The organism is Streptomyces sp. NPDC085900, assembly GCF_044540925.1.
GTDB lineage: Bacteria > Actinomycetota > Actinomycetes > Streptomycetales > Streptomycetaceae > Streptomyces > Streptomyces gilvifuscus.
In genome coordinates, this window is the sequence record NZ_JBITSP010000002.1 from 683455 (window position 1) to 701888 (window position 18434).

General features: G+C 72.6%; 19 protein-coding genes. 16 read left to right on the plus strand and 3 right to left on the minus strand.

All coding sequences use genetic code 11. The features are described 5' to 3' along the window. Positions 1 to 33 precede the first annotated feature (33 nt). From ACIGDI_RS07840 to ACIGDI_RS07865, 6 genes are all read left to right on the plus strand, one after another. Positions 34 to 1104, plus strand: coding sequence for a zinc-dependent alcohol dehydrogenase family protein (locus tag ACIGDI_RS07840; RefSeq protein WP_399892094.1), 1071 nt, complete (start codon positions 34 to 36; stop codon positions 1102 to 1104). Positions 1105 to 1133: 29 nt separating this feature from the next. Then, positions 1134 to 1808, plus strand: a complete 675-nt coding sequence (locus ACIGDI_RS07845) for a helix-turn-helix domain-containing protein (protein ID WP_399892097.1) — start codon at positions 1134 to 1136, stop codon at positions 1806 to 1808. Between the two features lie 129 nt (positions 1809 to 1937). Further along, on the plus strand, positions 1938 to 2384 hold the full coding sequence (locus ACIGDI_RS07850; RefSeq protein ID WP_200702115.1) for a pyridoxamine 5'-phosphate oxidase family protein: 447 nt from the start codon (positions 1938 to 1940) through the stop codon (positions 2382 to 2384). A gap of 250 nt (positions 2385 to 2634) precedes the next feature. Beyond that, entirely contained in the window at positions 2635 to 3489 is an 855-nt protein-coding gene (locus tag ACIGDI_RS07855; protein WP_399892100.1) for a universal stress protein, read from the plus strand. A gap of 162 nt (positions 3490 to 3651) precedes the next feature. After that, on the plus strand, positions 3652 to 4272 hold the full coding sequence (locus tag ACIGDI_RS07860; protein ID WP_399892103.1) for a hypothetical protein: 621 nt from the start codon (positions 3652 to 3654) through the stop codon (positions 4270 to 4272). Between the two features lie 178 nt (positions 4273 to 4450). After that, on the plus strand, positions 4451 to 5326 hold the full coding sequence (locus ACIGDI_RS07865; protein ID WP_399892106.1) for a universal stress protein: 876 nt from the start codon (positions 4451 to 4453) through the stop codon (positions 5324 to 5326). Between the two features lie 29 nt (positions 5327 to 5355). Here the strand turns inward: ACIGDI_RS07865 and ACIGDI_RS07870 are convergent, their stop codons facing one another. From ACIGDI_RS07870 to ACIGDI_RS07880, 3 genes are all read right to left on the minus strand, one after another. After that, on the minus strand, positions 5356 to 5808 hold the full coding sequence (locus tag ACIGDI_RS07870; protein WP_272174926.1) for a pyridoxamine 5'-phosphate oxidase family protein: 453 nt from the start codon (positions 5806 to 5808) through the stop codon (positions 5356 to 5358). Between the two features lie 172 nt (positions 5809 to 5980). After that, the gene (locus tag ACIGDI_RS07875; RefSeq protein ID WP_399892110.1) at positions 5981 to 6583 is read right to left on the minus strand and encodes a CBS domain-containing protein; all 603 of its coding nucleotides are present in this window, start codon (positions 6581 to 6583) and stop codon (positions 5981 to 5983) included. Between the two features lie 60 nt (positions 6584 to 6643). Continuing rightward, a complete protein-coding gene (locus tag ACIGDI_RS07880) occupies positions 6644 to 7042 on the minus strand; it encodes a hypothetical protein (RefSeq protein WP_399892113.1) in 399 nt (132 codons plus the stop codon). Positions 7043 to 7331: 289 nt separating this feature from the next. On the opposite strand from ACIGDI_RS07880, the gene ACIGDI_RS07885 reads away from it, so the two are divergent. The 10 genes from ACIGDI_RS07885 to ACIGDI_RS07930 all read left to right on the plus strand — a co-directional run bounded on the left by ACIGDI_RS07885 (position 7332) and on the right by ACIGDI_RS07930 (position 18433). Beyond that, entirely contained in the window at positions 7332 to 8024 is a 693-nt protein-coding gene (locus ACIGDI_RS07885) for a response regulator (RefSeq protein ID WP_399892116.1), read from the plus strand. A 123-nt stretch (positions 8025 to 8147) separates the two neighbouring features. After that, complete coding sequence (gene gap / locus ACIGDI_RS07890) at positions 8148 to 9176, plus strand: type I glyceraldehyde-3-phosphate dehydrogenase (protein ID WP_399892119.1); 1029 nt, start codon at positions 8148 to 8150, stop codon at positions 9174 to 9176. Between the two features lie 152 nt (positions 9177 to 9328). Beyond that, positions 9329 to 11020: a GAF domain-containing protein gene (locus ACIGDI_RS07895; RefSeq protein ID WP_399892988.1), complete on the plus strand. Its 1692-nt coding sequence runs from the start codon at positions 9329 to 9331 to the stop codon at positions 11018 to 11020. A 253-nt stretch (positions 11021 to 11273) separates the two neighbouring features. Next, positions 11274 to 12554 (plus strand): transcriptional regulator, encoded by a 1281-nt coding sequence (locus ACIGDI_RS07900; RefSeq protein ID WP_399892122.1) that lies wholly within the window; start codon positions 11274 to 11276, stop codon positions 12552 to 12554. A gap of 44 nt (positions 12555 to 12598) precedes the next feature. Next, positions 12599 to 14119: an aldehyde dehydrogenase family protein gene (locus tag ACIGDI_RS07905; RefSeq protein ID WP_399892125.1), complete on the plus strand. Its 1521-nt coding sequence runs from the start codon at positions 12599 to 12601 to the stop codon at positions 14117 to 14119. Between the two features lie 15 nt (positions 14120 to 14134). Beyond that, a complete protein-coding gene (locus ACIGDI_RS07910) occupies positions 14135 to 14503 on the plus strand; it encodes a DUF779 domain-containing protein (RefSeq protein WP_399892128.1) in 369 nt (122 codons plus the stop codon). Positions 14504 to 14514: 11 nt separating this feature from the next. Further along, positions 14515 to 15528 (plus strand): zinc-dependent alcohol dehydrogenase, encoded by a 1014-nt coding sequence (locus ACIGDI_RS07915; RefSeq protein ID WP_399892132.1) that lies wholly within the window; start codon positions 14515 to 14517, stop codon positions 15526 to 15528. A gap of 42 nt (positions 15529 to 15570) precedes the next feature. After that, positions 15571 to 16707 carry an NAD(P) transhydrogenase subunit alpha gene (locus ACIGDI_RS07920; RefSeq protein WP_399892135.1) on the plus strand — a complete coding sequence of 379 codons (1137 nt, stop codon included), beginning with the start codon at positions 15571 to 15573 and terminating at the stop codon, positions 16705 to 16707. Continuing rightward, positions 16704 to 17012, plus strand: a complete 309-nt coding sequence (locus ACIGDI_RS07925; RefSeq protein WP_200702132.1) for an NAD(P) transhydrogenase subunit alpha — start codon at positions 16704 to 16706, stop codon at positions 17010 to 17012. The genes ACIGDI_RS07920 and ACIGDI_RS07925 overlap by 4 nt, the downstream gene beginning before the upstream one ends. A gap of 5 nt (positions 17013 to 17017) precedes the next feature. Continuing rightward, positions 17018 to 18433: an NAD(P)(+) transhydrogenase (Re/Si-specific) subunit beta gene (locus tag ACIGDI_RS07930; RefSeq protein WP_399892992.1), complete on the plus strand. Its 1416-nt coding sequence runs from the start codon at positions 17018 to 17020 to the stop codon at positions 18431 to 18433. Position 18434: the final 1 nt, after the last annotated feature.

Consider the following 18434-nt stretch of genomic DNA (forward strand, 5'->3'; position numbering starts at 1 on the left):
CGGGAGCGACAGGCCGAGGAGGGAAGGAACGACATGAAGGGCTTCGTCTACCACGGACTCGGCAAGTCCTCCTGGCAGGAGGTCCCGGACCCCGGCATCCAGGACCCCACGGACGCCGTCGTCCGCGTCGACGCCGTCACCATCTGCGGCACCGACCTGCACATCCTCAAGGGCGACGTCCCCGAGGTCCGCCCCGGCACCGTCCTCGGCCACGAGGCGGTCGGCGAGATCGTGGAGATCGGCACCGACGTGCGCACCGTACGCCCCGGCGACCGGGTACTGGTGTCCTGCATCACCGCGTGCGGCCGCTGCGCCTACTGCCGGCAGGCCATGTACGGCCAGTGCCGGGGCGGTGGAGGCTGGGCCCTCGGCCACCTGATCGACGGCACCCAGGCCGAGTACGTGCGCGTGCCGCACGCCGACCTGTCCGTGCACGCGCTGCCCAGCACGCTGGACGCCAAGGAGGCCGTCCTCCTCGCGGACATCTTCCCGACCGCCTACGAGGTCGGCGTCCTCAACGGGCGCGTCCGCCCCGGGGACACCGTCGCCGTCGTCGGCGCCGGCCCCGTCGGGCTGGCCGCGATCGCCACCGCCCGGCTTTTCAGCCCGGAACGCGTCGTCGCCGTAGACCTGGCCGCCGCCCGCCTGGACGCCGCCAAGGGGCTGGGCGCCGACGCCGTGGCCGACGCCCGCGAGGACCCCGAGCAGCTCGTCGCCGATCTCACCGACGGACTCGGCGCCGACGTCGTCATCGAGGCGGTCGGCACCCCGGAGACGTTCGAGATGTGCACCCGGATGGTCCGCCCCGGCGGGCACGTCGCCAATGTCGGCGTGCACGGCGCTCCCGCGACCCTGCACCTCGAGGACCTGTGGATCAAGAACGTGACCATCACCACCGGCCTGGTCGACACCAGCTCCACGCCGACCCTGCTGCGCATGGCGGCCGCCGGCCGGCTGCCCGCCGGGGCCCTGGTCACCCACACCTTCCCGCTGAACGCCATGGAGGAGGCGTACGACGTCTTCGCCCGCGCCGCCGACACCGGCGCCCTGAAGGTGGTGCTCGGCGAGGAGTCGCACGAGGCCGTCGCCGTCCGGACGACGTGACCGGACCTGACCTTAGGGAGTGACGGGCCATGACCGCACCGATCCCGTCCAACGCGCACGAGACCACGGCCCCGGGCGATCTCGGGCGCCGACTCGCCCGGCGACGCGAAGACCTCGGCCTCACCCGTGAGGAGACGGCCGTCCGCGCCGGCATGGCCCTCGGCTACCTCCAGTACCTGGAGGAGCAGCCGACCGCCGCTCCCGGCACCAGCACGCTGCTCAGGCTCGCCGGGGCGCTGCGCACCACCCTGACCGAACTGACCGGCGGAGAGGTGGAGGTGCCGCCCGGTCCCGCGCGGGCGGCACCCCACGCCGAGTTGACCGAACTCACCCCCCAGCAGTGCCGCGCCCTGCTGGCGACCCACGGCGTCGGACGCATCGCGGTGCCCACCGCCGAAGGACCTCTCGTCGTCCCCGTCAACTACAGCGTGGTCGACGGCGCGATCGTCTTCCGCACGGCCCCCGGCACCCTGCCGGCCCAGGCCGCGGGCTGCCGCGTCGCGTTCGAGGTGGACCGCATCGACGACGTGTTCAGCCAGGGCTGGAGCGTGTTGGTACGGGGCCTGGCGCGGCTCGTGACCGACCCCGCGGCCGTACGCCGGCTGACCGAGCAGGCGCGCGGCGAACCCTGGGCCGGCGGGCGGCGGGACACCTGGGTGCGCATCGAGCCGCTCGCGCTCACCGGACGCCGGATCACCGCCTGAAAGGTCCCTTGGCCCGGCCTGTTCGGGACCGATGGCCCTTAGCCCGCGGTCCCGCCGCGCCAACCATGGAGAGACACATCCCGACCGCCCCGTCCGGGCGGCATACGACGGGCCGAAAGCGACTGGCTGATGTATCCCAATGACGGATTCCGCGAACTCGAACGGCAGGAGTGCCTACGTCTGCTGGCGAAGGCGCCCGTCGGCCGTATCGTGCACACGCGCCAGGCCCTGCCCGCGGTGCTCCCGGTCAACTTCTCCCTGGACACCGACGGTGCGGTGCTGCTGCGCACCTCGGCCACCTCGGAACTGGTCCGCGCGATCGACGGCGCCGTGGTGGCCTTCGAGGCCGACGAGGTCGACGCCGAAGCGCACGCCGGCTGGAGCGTCGTGGTCACCGGCCACGCCGCGATGGTCACCGACCGGGCGGAGCAGGAGCGCCTGGCCCGCACCGGACCCCGCTCCTGGGCGCCCTCCCCGAGGGAGGTCTTCGTGCGCATCGAGCCCGAGCTGGTGACCGGGCGCGAACTGATCGCCGGGCGCAGCCTGTACGGGGTCGATCTGCAGGCCCCCCGCTGAGCGAAGCGCACGCCCCTGCTGAGCGAACGGCACGGCCCCTTGCCGTAGGACCGCACGGCCCTACGGCAAGGGGCCGTCCGGCATCACCGCCGGGTTCGCGCGGTCCCTGCCCCCGGCTCCCGCACGGCACGACCATCGAGGTGATGGCCGTAGCGGGATCCCCGCGAGCCGCACGGCGGCGTACGCGCCCCGGTCCCGGCGGCTCCTTCCCGCCGCACGGGAAGAGCACGGCACAGAAGGGAAACGGGACATGACTCTCCAGCACGTCGTCGTCGGAGTCGACGGCACACTGGTCGCCGTACGCGCCCTGGACCGGGCCGCGGACGAGGCCGCACGACGCGACGCCGAACTGCGCGTCGTCTACGCCGTGCCCGACCGGGACGAGGCCCCGCCGATCCTGGCGTCCGCCGTGGCCCGCGTCCACGCCCGGCGCCCCGGCCTGCGGGTGACGACCCAGGTCGTCCAGGGCAACGCCGTACGGGCATTGACCGACGCGAGCGAGGGCGCCGCCCTCACGGTCGTCGGCACCCGCGGGTTCGGCGGGGTCACCGGCACCCTGTTCGGCTCGGTGAGCCTGCGGCTGGCCGCGCACGTGCACGGCCCGCTGATGGTGGTGCGCGGGGACCACCCCGTCGACCACGCCGCCGAGCCGTTCGACGCCGGCCGGCACGTTCTGCTCGGCCTGCAGGGCGACGGCGACGCGGACGTGGCCGCCTACGCCTTCGAGGAGGCCGAGCGGCGCGGTGTGTGGCTGCACGTGCTGCACTCCTGGAACCACCGGCACGTCGCCCCCGAACTGCCCTCGCTGATCCCCGCGACCAGCCCCGGCCAGGAGCGCCTGGCCCAGCACGACCGGGCGGAGGAGGCCGTACCGCGCTTCAGCCTCGCCCGGCTGCAGGAACGGCACCCCCGGGTGGGCGTCGACGCCCGCACGGTCCGCGGCGGGCCGGCCCACGCGCTGCTGGAGGCCACCGCGGACGCGTCCGTCGTGGTGATCGGCGCGCACCGCCGCACGGGCCGTGTCGGCCCGCACCTGGGCACGGTCGCGCACACCCTGCTGCACCACTCCCACTGCCCCGTCGTGCTGGTGCCGGCGGACGAGTGACGGCCCCCGCCGCCGGGATCCAAGTGGTCCCGTCGGCGGGGACGTTCGGACCGGAGGCCGGGCCCTGCAGCCCATGCGACGACCGTCGCAGGACCGGGATATTTGAAAACGTGACGAGGGCTTGGAAGGCCCCCGTGAGACTCCTTCGAGGGGATGAAGATCATGGCAGTGCACGACCACCCGCAGCGTCACCAGGGATTCCACTTCCCGTCCCTGCGCCGGACCGGAACGGCCCCCCGCACCACGGACACCACGACGGCGGCGGCCGTGACCGGCGCGCACGTCCTCGCCGGGCTGCGCCTGCTGACCGGGTTCGTCTTCCTGTGGGCGTTCCTGGACAAGACGTTCGGCCTCGGCTACGCGACCCCGTCCGGCAAGGGCTGGATCGACGGCGGTTCGCCCACCAAGGGCTTCCTGAGTTCGGTGGCGGCCGGACCGATGGAGTCGACGTTCCACGACTGGGCCGGCGCCGGCTGGGCCGACTGGCTCTTCATGCTCGGACTGCTGGGTATCGGCCTCGCGCTGATGTCGGGCGTGGCGCTGCGCCTCGCCGCCGTCGCGGGCACGCTGATGATGGCTCTGATGTGGATGGCCGAATGGCCGCCGGCCAAGCACCTCTCGGACGGTTCGCCGAGCATGTCGACCAACCCGTTCGTCGACTACCACGTCATCTACGCCGTCGTGATGATCGCCCTGGCGGTCGTGGGCGCCGGCGCCACCTGGGGCCTGGGCAGGCTGTGGGCACGGCTGCCCTTCGTCAGCCGTAACCGCTGGCTGCTCTGACCGCTCGATGCACACCTGGTCAGGGGCGCCGCCGCTGAGGGGATCCGATTCCCGCAGCGGCGGCGCCCTTTCGCGTGCGGCAGGGCGGGACCGATCGGTACCGGACAGGGACTTGTGGACCTTCCCGCCGCGGGCCGCCGCCGACGACAGTGGTCGTGACACGAAGGAGGCTGCACACATGTCCCGAACCCTCACCGTCGGCCTGGACGGCTCGCCCGAAAGCCTCGCGGCCGCCGAATGGGCCGCGCGGGAAGCCCTGTTGTGGCCGGCCGCGCTGCGCGCCGTGTACGCCGGGGACCAACAGCCCTCCAGCTACCGGCCGTTCGCCGGCGAGGCCGTGGCGGCGCCCGGCGAGGACCGGGCCGAGCGCCTGCTGCGGGAGGTCCGCGCCGTGCTGACTCACCGTCACCCGGGCCTGGACGTCACCACGGCACGGCTCGACGGGCGCCCCGCCGCGGCCCTGCTGGAGGCGGCCCGCGAGGCCGACCTCCTGGTGCTCGGCTCCCGCGGACTGGGCCGCGCCGCCGGCCATCTGCTCGGCTCCGTCGCCGCGGCCGTGCTGGACCGGGCGGAACGGCCCGTGGTGCTCGTACGCGCCGCCGACGACACGTCGGACGAGGAGCCGGCGCGGGACCACGCGGGCGCCGTGGACAGGGACGTGGTGCTCGGCCTGGAACTGCACGACCACGCCGACGACGCCCTCCTCGCCTTCGCCTTCGACGCCGCCTCGCGCCGCGGTGCCGTCCTCAGGATCGTCCACGGCTGGCGGCTCCCGGCCTATCCCGACGTGCTGTCCGCCGGCACGGACGAGCTGGAGGTCCTGGACACGCTGCTGCGGCCGTGGCGGGAGAAGTACCCCGCGGTCGAGGTGACCCGCGAGGCGGTCGTCGGAGGGGCGGGACCGCATCTCGTGGACGCCTCGCGGGACGCGGCCCTGGTCGTGGTCGGCCGCCGCAACCGCCGTACGGCGGCCGTCGGTTCACCGATCGGGCCCGTGACGCAGGAGGTCGTCCGGCATGCCGTGGCCCCGGTGGCGGTCGTACCGCACGACTGACCGCGGGCCGCGCCCCCGCCGCGCCCGGCTCAGCCGTCGGCGGGGGCCAGGCGGATCCCGGTCACCAGATCGGGGCGGATGCGCACCGCGTAGTCCATGGCACGGCCGACCCAGGGACGCAGCAGCTCCTGGTAGCGGGCCAGCTGCTGCGGGTCGGTGACCAGATGGGCGTAGCCCGTCACCACCACGCTCCAGCCCAGATGCGTGTCGGGGTCGATGACGTCGGCCTCGTAGGCGACCACCACGCCCTGCCCGTCGGCCTGCCGGGTGCGGGAGGTCAGGGCCGCGCGCTCGTGGGTGCGGATGACGATGTCGCCGTCGTCGAGGACGTGGTTGACCGGGCGGACCGTCGGCAGCGCGTGCTGCGTGAAGACGATCCGGCCGTACGAGACGCTGCCCAGCAGCCGAAGGGCCTCCGCACTGTCGAGCGCGATGCTCTGGCGGGGTCCCGTGGGAACCGGCTGGGCTTGGTCCAGGGCCATGGGCGGATTCCGTAGATTCTCGTCGTTCGGTCGGTCGGTCGTCCGTCGCCGCCTGGCGCGGCTGTGTCCGATCGCGTCATGGAAACCGGTACCGGACATGGCCCGCTAGGGCCGTTCGGGCCCTGTCCCGGCCCCGGTGGACCCTTCCACCGCGGCCGGCCACCCGCGGGCGTCAGCTCTCGCGCGCACCCGTGTCGTCCACCTCGTAGGTGAGGCCGTTGACGACGCCGACGACCCCCTCGATCTTCCACGCCGAGCGGACGGCCGGTGCCGTCTCGCAGCTCCTCGGCACCCGGCCGGTCAGCGTGACCATGCCGTCCCGGACGGTGACGTCGACGGAGTCGCGCGGCAGGCCCAGCACGCCGACGACGATGCCGTCGACGATCTCGCGGCGGATCGTGTCGTCGGTGCGCGCGAAGACCCGCAGCAGGTCGCGCCGCGTGGCGATGCCGATCAGCCGGTCCTCCTCGTCGACGACGGGCAGCCGCTCGATGCCGTGCCGCTCCATCACCCGGGCGGCGTCCGAGACGGCCTGCTCGGGGTGGACGGTGACCGCGGGAGTGGACATCAGGTCTCCGGCGGTGAGCTTGCCGTTCCCCGCGCGCGCCAGATCGGTGCCCGAGACCACGCCGAGGACCTTGTCGTCGTGGTCGACGACCGGCAGCCCGCTGATGCGGTGCCGGTCCAGCAGCCCCACCAGCTCCTGGAAGGGCGTTGTGCGGTGGGCGAGCACGACCTCATTGGTCATCACCTCGCCGATGATGTGCGGTTCCACGGCGCCTTCTTCCTGGTTCCGGCGGATGGCGGGCAGGGTGCCCTGCCCGCCATGGACGTCCTAGCCCTGTCGCTCCTGGCCGGGGCCGCCTCGCCACGGCGGCGGAGTGGCCGTGCGCCGGGCGGTCTCCCAGCGGTCGGCGAGCCGGTCCAGCCGGGTGCGCAGGCGGTCCTGCAGCCGGTCGGCGAGTTCATGTGCGCTCGCCTCGTTCGCGTGGACGACGAGCAGCTCGCCGCCCACCCGGATCTCGGCGCCCGCTGACCAGGGCTGTTCGACATGGTGGGCGGCCGCCTTGGCGACCCGCACCTCTCCGTCGACTGCGGGCAGGCCCGGCCGTTCGAGCGCCGCGGCCACCTTGGTCCGGACGTAGGCCAGAGCCGCCTCGTCCACATCGCCCTCGGCCCGTACCCGCACGGCGAAGGCAGTGGCGGCCTCGGTGCCGATGTCCCTGGGAGTCATGTGCTCCACCCCTTTGATCGTCTGTGAGCAGTTACAGGCTCCCTCCGGTGTCCGCTCCGCCCCAGGGGCCGCCCGGCCCACGAACACGGGCCGGGGGTCCTCACAGTGGCCGAGGTGCGGAGCGCGGTGGTCCCGGGTACCCGCGCGGTACGTGGAAGGGGAGGGAATCAGGGCCGACCGGCCCTGGCCATCGGACCCTTGGGCGAGAAGGATCTCGTGATGGAACCGGTTCCGCGCCCCCGCGGGACGCGGTACGGCGGAACACGACAGACACGGCGAGGAGCATCTGATGGCGGACAGCCGGCGGCCGGGACCCGACGAACCGATTCGGGTCTTCCTGCTGGACGACCACGAGGTGGTGCGTCGCGGGGTGCACGACCTGCTCGACGACGAGCCGGACATCTCCGTGGTCGGCGAGGCGGCCACCGCCGAACAGGCCCTGGTCCGCGTCCCCGCGCTCCGTCCCGACGTGGCGGTCCTCGACGTGCGCCTGCCCGACGGCGACGGCGTCAGCGTCTGCCGCGAACTGCGCTCGCGCATGCCCGAGTTGAGCTGCCTGATGCTGACCTCGTTCGACGACGAGGAGGCCCTCCTCGACTCGATCATGGCGGGCGCCTCCGGATACGTGCTCAAGCAGATCCAGGGCTCCGACCTGGTGTCGGCCGTGCGCACCGTCGCCTCGGGGCAGTCCCTGCTCGACCCCAGCGCCACCACCCGGCTCATGGCGCGGCTGCGCCACGACCAGCGCCAGGAGGAGGAACCGGACGCGCTGCCCGGGCTGACCGACCGCGAGCGGGAGATCCTCGCGCTGATCGGGGAGGGACTGACCAACCGGCAGATCGGCCAGCGGCTCTTCCTGGCCGAGAAGACGGTGAAGAACCACATCTCCCGGCTGCTGGCCAAGCTGGGCGTGGAGCGGCGCATCCAGGCGGCCGTCATCGCCACCCAGGCCCAGGACCGGCTGCGACAGCAGGGCCACTGATCCGGCCGAGCGGGGTCCGATCGGCCCTCGGCCGCCCCCGTACGGCCCATGCCGGACCCGGCCCGCCTCCCGCAGGCTGGCAGTGCAGCCCGGACACCACCGGGCACCCGAGGAGGGACGGACATGAACGTGCGTGTGGGCATCAACGGCTTCGGCCGCATCGGCCGCAACTACCTGCGCTGCGTGCTGGAGCGCGCCGCGGCCGGCAGCGGCACGGGCATCGAGGTCGTCGGTATCAACGACATCACCTCGCCGGCCACGCTGGCCCACCTGCTGGCCTTCGACTCCACGTACGGCCGCATCGGCCGCACCGTCGAGCACGACGACACCTCGATCACGGTCGACGGACACCGCATCGCGGTCACCGCCGAGCGGGACCCGGCCGCGCTGGCCTGGGGCGAGATGGGCGTGGACGTCGTCATCGAGTCCACCGGCCGCTTCCGCACCCGCGAGACGGCCGGGGCACACCTGAGGGCGGGAGCGCGCAAGGTGCTGCTGTCCGTACCGGGCAAGGACGTCGACGCGACCGTGGTGATGGGCGTCAACGAGGGGACGTACGACCCCGAGAACCACCACGTGATCTCGAACGCCTCCTGCACCACCAACTGCGTGGCCCCCATGGTCAAGGTCCTCGACGAGCACTTCGGCGTCGTCAAGGGCCTGATGACGACCATCCACGGCTACACCAACGACCAGGTGGTCCTGGACGGCCCGCACAAGGACCTGCGCCGCGGCCGTAGCGCCGCCGTCAACATCATCCCCACCTCGACCGGCGCCGCCCGCGCCGTCGGCCTGGTCCTGCCGGAGCTGGCCGGGACCCTGGACGGCATCGCCGTCCGCGTGCCCGTAGAGGACGGCTCGCTGACCGACCTGAGCATCGTGCTGGAGCGGGCGGTGAGCGCCGAGGAGATCAACGCCGCCTACCGGGAGGCCGCCGACGGACCGCTGAAGGGCGTCCTCAGGGTCTCCGACGCGCCGATCGTCTCCCGCGACATCGTGGGCGACCCGGCCTCCTGCGTCCTGGACGCCCCGCTCACCCAGGCGCACGGCGAACTCGTCAAGGTCTTCGGCTGGTACGACAACGAATGGGGCTACACCAACCGGCTGCTGGACCTCACCGAGCACGTGATCGCCCGGCTGCCGCGGAGCTGACGGCCCGAAGCGGTCCCTCCCACCCGAGATCCCGTATCGTCCCCTCGCCAGGACCGTTACCGTGGCACATGACGTCGAGGCCGGTCGGCGACACGCACAGGGGATGTGGAGGATCACGGGTGGGACGCTCCGAGGAGCCCGCGGAGGCTCGCATGCGGCTGCCACAGCTCAGGCTCGACGAGCTGCTGGAGGAGCTGCAGGCGCGGCTGGACGCGGCTCGCGGTACCCGCGACCGGGTGCACAGCCTGCTGGAGGCGGTGCTCTCGGTCGGCCGGGAGCTGGAGCTGGAGCAGGTACTGCGCAGCATCGTGGAGGCCGCGGCGCTGCTGGTCGACGCCGAGTACGCCGCACTGGGCGTCATCGGCCCGGACGGCAAGCGGCTGTCGGCCTTTCACACCGTCGGCGTGGGCCCGGAGGAGATCGCCAGAATCGGTCCGTACCCCGAGGGTCACGGCATCCTCGGGGAGCTGATCCGGAATCCCGAGCCGCTGCGGCTGGCGAAGCTCTCCGAGCACCCCGCCTCCTACGGTTTCCCCGCCCACCACCCGCCGATGAACTCCTTCCTCGGAGTGCCCATCCGGGTGCGCGACCAGGTCTTCGGCAACCTGTACCTGACCGAGAAGCGCGGCGGGGCACAGTTCGACGAGGAGGACGAGTCGGTCCTGTCGACGCTGGCCGTGGCGGCCGGCGTCGCGATCGACAACGCCCGTCTGTACGAGGAGTCCCGGCTGCGCGAGCGCTGGCTGCAGGCCAACGCCGAGATCACGCACAGCCTGATGTCGGGCGGTCCGAGCAGCGAGGTCCTCGGGCTGATCGCCGAACGGGCCGGCGAGATCACCGACTCCGCCCTGGCGGCGGTCGCCCTGCCCATGGAGGACACCGACTCCCTCGCCGTGGAGATCGCCTTCGGCCTGGACGCCGACGCCCACCGGGGGCTCGTGCTGCCCTTGGACCGCAGTCTGATGGGGCTGGCCTTCTCCGGCGCCGCCCCCGTCACCAGCTCCGACGCCGCGCACGACCAGCGGATCTCGCCGGAGCCGCGGCGCTTCGAAGGACTCGGCCCCGCCGTGGCCGTACCCATCGGCGCGGGCGAGGAGGGGCCGCGCGGCGTCGTCCTGCTGGCCCGCAAGGAAGGGCGGCCGGTGTACTCGGCCGCGGAGATCGAACCCCTGCAGTCCTTCGCCGCGCAGGCCGCCATCGCGATGGAGCTCGCCGAGCGCCGTCGGGACGCGGAGGAGATCGCGGTGCTCAAGGACCGCGACCGGATCGCCCGTGACCTGCACGACCTGGCCATCCAGCGGCTGTTCGCCACCGGTATGACGCTGCAGAGCGCCGGCCGCTTCATCGAGCACGAGGAGGCCGCCGAGCGCGTGGTCCGCGCGGTCGACGACCTGGACGAGACCATCAAGATCATCAGGTCGACGATCTTCGGTCTGCGGGCCCGAGACGGCGGGGCGGGCACCGGACTGCGCGCCCGCGTCGTCCGGGCGGTGGGCGAGGCCGCCCCGGTCCTCGGCTTCGCGCCCAGCGTGCGGATGGAGGGGCTGGTCGACACGGACGTACCGCAGGAGACCGCCGACCATGTGATCGCCGTGCTCTCCGAGGCGCTGACCAACATCGCCCGGCACTCCGGCGCGCAGCGCGCGGACGTGGCCCTGGAGACCGACGGGCGCGAGGTGCGGCTGACCGTGGCCGACAACGGCAGGGGCATCCCCGCCGGCGGCCGCCGTAGCGGACTGCGCAACATGGCCGAACGCGCCGAACAGCTCGGCGGCTCCCTGCGGATGGACTGCCCCGAGGGCGGCGGTACGACGCTGGTGTGGCTGGTGCCGGTGGAGCGCTGAGGCGGCGCGCGTCGGAGAGTGCCCGCTGAAGTCGGGCCCAGCGGCCGCCCGGCATGCCCGGGTGGCCCCTCCCCGTGAACCCGGCGCCGGGCCAGGCTGAGAGGCGGAACGCGAAGGGACAGCCCCGTCGCGCTCATGTGTCCGGACGGGGTCCGAGCGGCCCTGCCCCGGGGCCCTTCGGCCTCTGCAGGCCGCGCGGCGCACGCCCGAGGCTGGGGTGACCCGACCGGGAGGAAGCCATGCGGGAGGTGCCATGGACGCTTCCACCGCCGCCTCGCTCTCCGCGTCGCGCACCGCGCACGAGCGGTTCATCGCCTTCCCCGGCACGGCACCGGGAACCCGCGGCCTGGTGGCCGAGTCCTGGCGGCGGTGCGCGCAGTGCGCGGTACGCCCCGACGGCAGCCGGCTCCCGCCGCTGCTGAGGACCACGGAGGAGCTGCGCGCCTACCGCACCGCCCACCCGCTCGCCGCCGCCCTGCCCATGCTCCGCGAGGTGCTGGGCACCGGGGCCGCCGACGACGGGCACGTGTTCGCCGTCGGTGACGCCGACGGAACCCTGCTGTGGGTCGAGGGCGACACCAAGGCCGTCGGGCGCGCCGAACGCATGCACTTCGTGGCGGGCGCCGGCTGGTCCGAGCGGCAGGCCGGCACCAACGCGCCCGGAACGGCACTGGAGTTGGGGCGCGCCGTGCAGATTGTGACGGGCGAGCACTACAGCGCCGCCGTGCACGGCTGGTCCTGCGCCGCCGCACCCGTCCGCGACCCGCGGACCGGCCGCGTCGTGGGCGTCGTCGACCTGTCCGGCGGGCCCACCATCGCCACCCCGCCGGCCCTCGCGGCGGTGCGGGGCGCCGCACTGGCCGCCGAGGCTGAACTCGCCCGCCTGCGAACGCCCCAGGGGGACCCGATGCGCCTGTACGCGCTGGGCCGGGACAGTGTCCTGCTGGAGGGCGCCGGACGGATGCACCGGCTCAGCCCCCGGCACAGCGAGATCGTCCTCGCGCTCGCCCTCGCCGGCCACGGTGCGACCGGTGAACGGCTCGCGGTGGACCTGTCCGAGCGGGAGGTGCCCGCCTCCACCCTGCGGGCCGAACTGACGCGGCTGCGCGCCGTGCTGGGCCCCGAACTGCTCGGCTCACGGCCGTACGCCCTGCTGCGCCCCGTACGCACCGACTTCGGCGACGTGGCGGAACTCCTCGCCGAGGGCCGGGTGGCCGAGGCCCTCGCCCACTACGCCGGCCCGCTGCTGCCCCGCTCCGACGCACCGGTGATCGTGGAGCAACGCCGCTGCCTGGAACAGCAGTTGCGCGGCGCCGTCCTGGCCAGCCGGGACGCCCGGCTGCTGCGCCGCTGGGTCGACGCCGGCTGGGGCGGAGACGACGCCCCCGCCTGGTCGGCGCTCGCCCACACCCTGCCGGGCGGCTCCCCGCAGCGCGCCGCGGCGGCCGCCAGGGCCCGCGCCCTCGGCCTGGAGAACGGAGTGGTCCCGCAGGCCGGACGGCATGCAGCGGTATTGCAGCGTCCCCGTTCCTAGCGTGTCGAGCATCAGCAGATCGTCGTCATCGAAAGGGGACGGTCATGAAGTACGAGTCTCCGGGCAGGCCCGGCAGTCCGGTCGACGTGGCGCCACGCTACGAGAACTTCATCGGAGGGAAGTGGCAGGCGCCCACCACGGATCAGTACTCGGTCAACCTGTGCCCGGCCACCGCCAAGCCCATCTGTGAGATCCCGCGCTCGGGGGCCGCCGACATCGAACTCGCCCTCGACGCCGCCCACGCCGCCCAGGGCAAGTGGGGCGAGGCCTCCACCGCCGAGCGGGCCGCGGTGCTGAACAAGGTCGCCGACGCCATCGACGCCCACCGCGAGGAACTCGCGGTCGCCGAGAGCTGGGACAACGGCAAGCCGGTCCGCGAGACCCTGGCCGCCGACATCCCCCTCGCCGCCGACCACTTCCGCTACTTCGCGGCCGCGATCCGCGCCGAGGAGAGCGAGATCACCGAGATCGACAAGAACCTGATCGCCTACCACTTCCACGAGCCGCTGGGCGTGGTCGGCCAGATCATCCCGTTCAACTTCCCGCTGCTGATGGCCGCGTGGAAGCTCTCCCCGGCACTCGCCGCCGGCAACGCCACCGTCATCAAGCCGGCCTCGCCCACCCCGTGGTCGATCCTGAAGCTGATGGAGGTCGTCGGCGACCTGCTCCCGGCGGGCGTCCTCAACGTCGTCAACGGCCCCGGAGCCGAGATCGGCAAGGCCCTCGCGACCAGCAAGCGCATCGCCAAGGTCGCCTTCACCGGCGAGACCTTCACCGGCCGCCTGATCATGCAGTACGCGGCGGAGAACATCATCCCCGTCACCCTGGAGCTCGGCGGCAAGTCGCCGAACATCTTCTTCAACGACGTGGCCGCCCACGACGACGACTTCCTCAACAAGGCCGTCGAGGGACTCGTCCTGTACGCGTTCAACAAGGGCGAGGTCTGCACCTGCCCCTCCCGCGCGCTCATCCAGGAGGACATCTACGAGGAGTTCATGGCCCGTTGCCTGGAGCGCATCCGCGCCATCAAGCAGGGCGACCCGCTCGACACCGGCACCATGATGGGGCCCCAGGTCTCCAAGCAGCAGATCGAGAAGATCGCGTCCTACGTCGAGATCGGCCTGAAGGAGGGCGCCGAGCTTCTGGTCGGCGGCCACCGGCCCACCATGGAAGGCGAGTTCGAGGACGGCTACTTCTTCGAGCCGACCGTCCTCAAGGGCCCAAACAGGATGCGGGTCTTCCAGGAGGAGATCTTCGGACCCGTCCTCGCGGTCACCACGTTCAAGGACGAGGCGGAAGCCCTGGAGATCGCCAACGACACGCTGTACGGCCTCGGCGCCGGCGTGTGGAGCCGCGACACCTCCCGCACCTACCGGATGGGCCGCGCGATCAAGGCAGGCCGCGTCTGGACCAACTGCTACCACCAGTACCCCGCGGGTGCCGCGTTCGGTGGCTACAAGATCTCCGGCATCGGCCGCGAGACCCACAAGATGATGCTCGAGCACTACAGCCAGACCAAGAACCTCCTGGTCAGCTACAGCGACAAGCCGCTCGGGCTGTTCTAGGAGGGGTACGGCGACATGTCCGAGAAGGTGGAAAGCGGCACCGCCGGGCGCGTCACCGCCACGCGTGCGGCGCGCAGGGCGATCGCGGCCCTGTGCGCCGCCCACGGCGGGCCCGTGATGTTCGTCCAGTCGGGCGGCTGTTGCGACGGCAGCGACCCGATGTGCTTCGAGGGCGGCGAATTCGCCCTGGGAGGCGGCGACATGCTCATCGGCGTCGTCGACGGCTGCACCTTCCACATGAACGCCGACCAGTACCACGCGCTCGGCCGCCCCTTCTTCGTCCTGGACGTCGAAGAGGGCGCACCGGGCGGATTCTCCCTCGCAGCCGGGGACGGGCTGCACTTCGTGACCCGGGTCAAGGTGCCCGGCGAGCAGACCAGTTGAGGAGCAGATCGATGAAGGCAGCAGTCGTCACCGACTTCGGCAAGCCCCTGGAGATCCAGGAGCTGCCCGTCCCCGAGCCCGGACCCGGCCAGGTACTCGTGAAGATGGAGGCCTCCGGCCTCTGCCACACCGACATCCACGCGGCGCACGGCGACTGGCCGGTCAAGCCCCGGCCGCCGTTCATCCCCGGCCACGAGGGCATCGGCCCCGTCACGGCCGTCGGCGCCGGCGTGCCCGCCGACCTCGTCGGCAAGCGGGTCGCCGTGCCGTGGCTCGGCTCGTCCTGCGGCACCTGCCGCTACTGCGTCTCCGGCTGGGAGACCCTGTGCGAGTCCCAGGTCAACTCCGGCTACAGCGTGGACGGTTGCTACGCGGAGTACGCCGTCGCCGACGCGAGCGGGATCGTCCATGTGCCCGACGGGGTCAGCTCGTTCGACGCCGCGCCCCTGACCTGCGCCGGCGTCACCACGTACAAGGCGATCAAGGTCGCCCGCGTGGTCCCCGCCGAGCGGGTCGCCGTCTTCGGCATCGGCGGCCTCGGCCACCTCGCCCTGCAGTACGCGTGTCTGGTCGGAGGCCTGGTCACCGCCGTCGACCTGGAACCCGACAAGCTGGGCCTGGCCCACCGGCTCGGCGCCGACGAGATCGTCAACGCCCGCACCCACGACCCGGTGGAGGAGATCAAGAAGGCCGGCGGCGCGGACGTCGCCGTCGTGCTCGCCGCGGCCCCCAAGGCCTTCGAGCAGGCGTTCAGGTCGCTCAACCGCGGCGGACGCCTCGTCATGGTCGCGCTGCCCGCCGACAACGCGGCGATCAATGTGCCCATCTTCGAGACCGTCCTCGGCGGCATCTCCGTCATAGGCTCGATAGTGGGCACGCGCCAGGACCTGGCCGAGGTCTTCGCCCTGCACGCCGCCGGCCGCACCCAGGTCATCGCCGAGACCCGGCGCCTGGACCAGGTCAACGACTCCTTCGACGAGGTCCTCGGCGGACGGGCCGAAGCCCGGCTCGTCTTCGAGTTCTGAGGCCCGGGAGACCCCCGCGGCCCAGGAGAGAGGCAGCAGATCATGCCAAACGTCACCGTGGGTGCCGTACGGGAGCGGGCGCCCGGCGAACGCCGTGTCGCCCTGGTCCCCGAGGCGGTCACCCTGCTCACCCGGGCCGGCATCGACGTCCTGGTCGAGACCGGGGCCGGCTCCGGCGCCTGGTTCACCGACGCCGACTACACCGAGGCGGGCGCCGGCGTCGTACCGGCGGACGAGCTGTACGCGCGCGCGGACGCCGTGCTGTGCGTGGGCCCGCCGGACGCCGAGACCGCACGGTCGCTGCGCGCCGGACAGACCCTGATCGGCCTGCTCGAACCACTGCGCCACCCCGTGCTCGTGCGGGAGCTGGCCGAGCGCGGAGTGCGCACGGTGAGCCTCGATCTGCTGCCGCGCACCCTCAGCCGCGCCCAGTCCATGGACGCGCTGACCTCCCAGGCCAATGTCGCCGGCTACAAGGCGGCCGTTCTCGCGGCCGACTCCTACGACCGGTTCTTCCCGATGCTGACCACCGCGGCGGGCACCATGCGCCCGGCGCAGGTCCTCGTCCTGGGCGCCGGAGTGGCCGGGCTGCAGGCGATCGCCACCGCCCGCCGCCTCGGCGCCGTAGTCACGGCGTACGACGTGCGCCCCGAGTCGCGAGGGGAGGTGGAGTCGCTGGGCGCCCGGTTCCTGGACATCCAGAGCCAGGCACCAGGGGAGGAACCGGGCGCCGGACAGGGCGGCTACGCACGGGAGCTGACCGAGGAGGAGCAGCGGGCCCAGCGGGCGGCACTGGACGCGCACATCGCCCGCACCGACATCGTCATCACCACCGCCCAGGTCCCCGGGCGGAAGCCGCCGTTGCTGGTCACCGCGGCCGCGGTGCGGGCCATGAAACCCGGCTCGGTCGTCGTCGACCTCGCCGCGAGCGACCTCGGCGGCAACGTCGAGGGATCCGAACCCGACAAGACGGACGTCCTCGACAACGGCGTCACCGTCATCGGCGCCGGCCGGCTGCCGTCCGCCATGGCGACCGCGGCCTCCACGGCCTACGCCCGCAACCTCGCCGCGCTCCTGCGCCACCTCGTGCGCGACGGCGAACTCGTCCTCGACCCGGCCGACGAGATCACGGCCGCGCTCCTGGGCGAAGCGTCACCGAAGGGAGGGGCGACGTCATGAACGAGCTCGACCTCCTCACCGCGATCACCGTGTTCGTGCTGAGCGTCCTGGTCGGCGTCGAGGTCATCAGCAAGGTCCCAGCGACCCTGCACACGCCGCTGATGTCCGGCTCGAACTCCGTGCACGGCATCGTCGTCATCGGCGCCATGCTGATCGCCGCCGAGTCGCACACCTGGCTCGGCTACGTCCTCGCCTTCGTGGCCATGGTGTTCGGCGCGATGAACGTCGTCGGCGGATACGTCGTCACCGACCGGATGCTGGAGATGTTCAAGGCACGGCCCAGCGAGAAGAAGAAGGACGTGTGAGCGCCATGGACACCGTCTCCAACGCCGTCCACTACATCTTCCTCGCCACCGCGGCCTGCTTCGTGCTCGGCCTGCACCTGATGAACCACCCGCGCACCGCCCGCCGCGGCAACGCGATCTCCGCCGGCGCGATGGCCGTCGCGATCGCCGCCACCGTGTGGCTGGTGATCCACGAGGGCACGATCACCACGACCGGCTGGCTGGTGCTCGTCTCCGGCGGCCTCATCGGCGCGGCGCTCGGCCTGTACGCCGCGCGCGAGGTCAAGATGACCGCCATGCCCCAACTGGTCAGCCTGTTCAACGCCGTCGGCGGCGGGGCCGCCGCCCTCATCGCGGTCAACGACCTGCTCCAGGCCGACCATCCGGCCGCCCTCGGCGCCCGCGTCTCCCTGCCGGGAGCCCTGGACATCGTCATCGGCGCGGTCACCTTCTCCGGATCGCTCATCGCGGCCGGCAAGCTCCAGGGCGTCGTCTCCGGCGCTCCGGTCGTCTTCCCGGGAGCACGGCTGCTCAACGTGCTGCTGCCGGCGTCCTTCGTCGCCGGCACCGTCTGGCTGGTGCTGTCGCCCGACTCCCTCGGCGCCCTCTACGGGCTGGTGGCCGTCGCCCTGCTGTTCGGCGTGACGATGGTGCTGCCCATCGGCGGCGCGGACATGCCGGTCGTCATCGCCCTGCTGAACGCCTTCACCGGATCCGCGGTCGCGATGGCCGGCTTCGTCCTGAACGAGACCGCGCTGATCATCGCGGGCATGCTGGTCAGCTCCTCCGGTGGCATCCTCACCAAGCTGATGGCCGACGCCATGAACCGGTCGATCGCCAACATCGTGATCGGCGGCTTCGGCACCGGGGACAGTGCCCCGGCGGCTGTCGCCGGAGGCACAGCGGCCCAGGTGCGGTCGGTCTCCGCGGACGACGTGGCGATCCAGCTGGCGTACGCGAGCAAGGTCATCTTCGTCCCGGGCTACGGCCTGGCCGCCGCCCAGGCCCAGCACGAGCTCGGCGACCTCGCCAAGCTGCTCACCGACAACGGCGTGGACGTCAGCTACGCCGTCCACCCGGTCGCGGGCCGCATGCCCGGTCACATGAACGTGCTGCTGGCCGAGGCCAACGTCCCCTACACCCAGCTGAAGGAGATGGACGACGTCAACCCCGAGTTCCCGCAGGCCGACGTCGCGCTCGTCATCGGCGCCAACGACGTCACCAACCCGATCGCCCGCAAGCCCGGCAACGCGATCTCGGGCATGCCGATCCTGGACGTCGACAAGGCCAAGAGCATCGTGGTCATCAAGCGCTCGATGGGCCACGGATACGCGGGCATCGACAACGAGCTCTACACCGATCCCAAGACCGGGATGTTCTTCACCGACGCGAAGAAGGGACTGAGCGAACTGAAGTCGGCGGTCGGCGAGTTCGTCGGCTGAA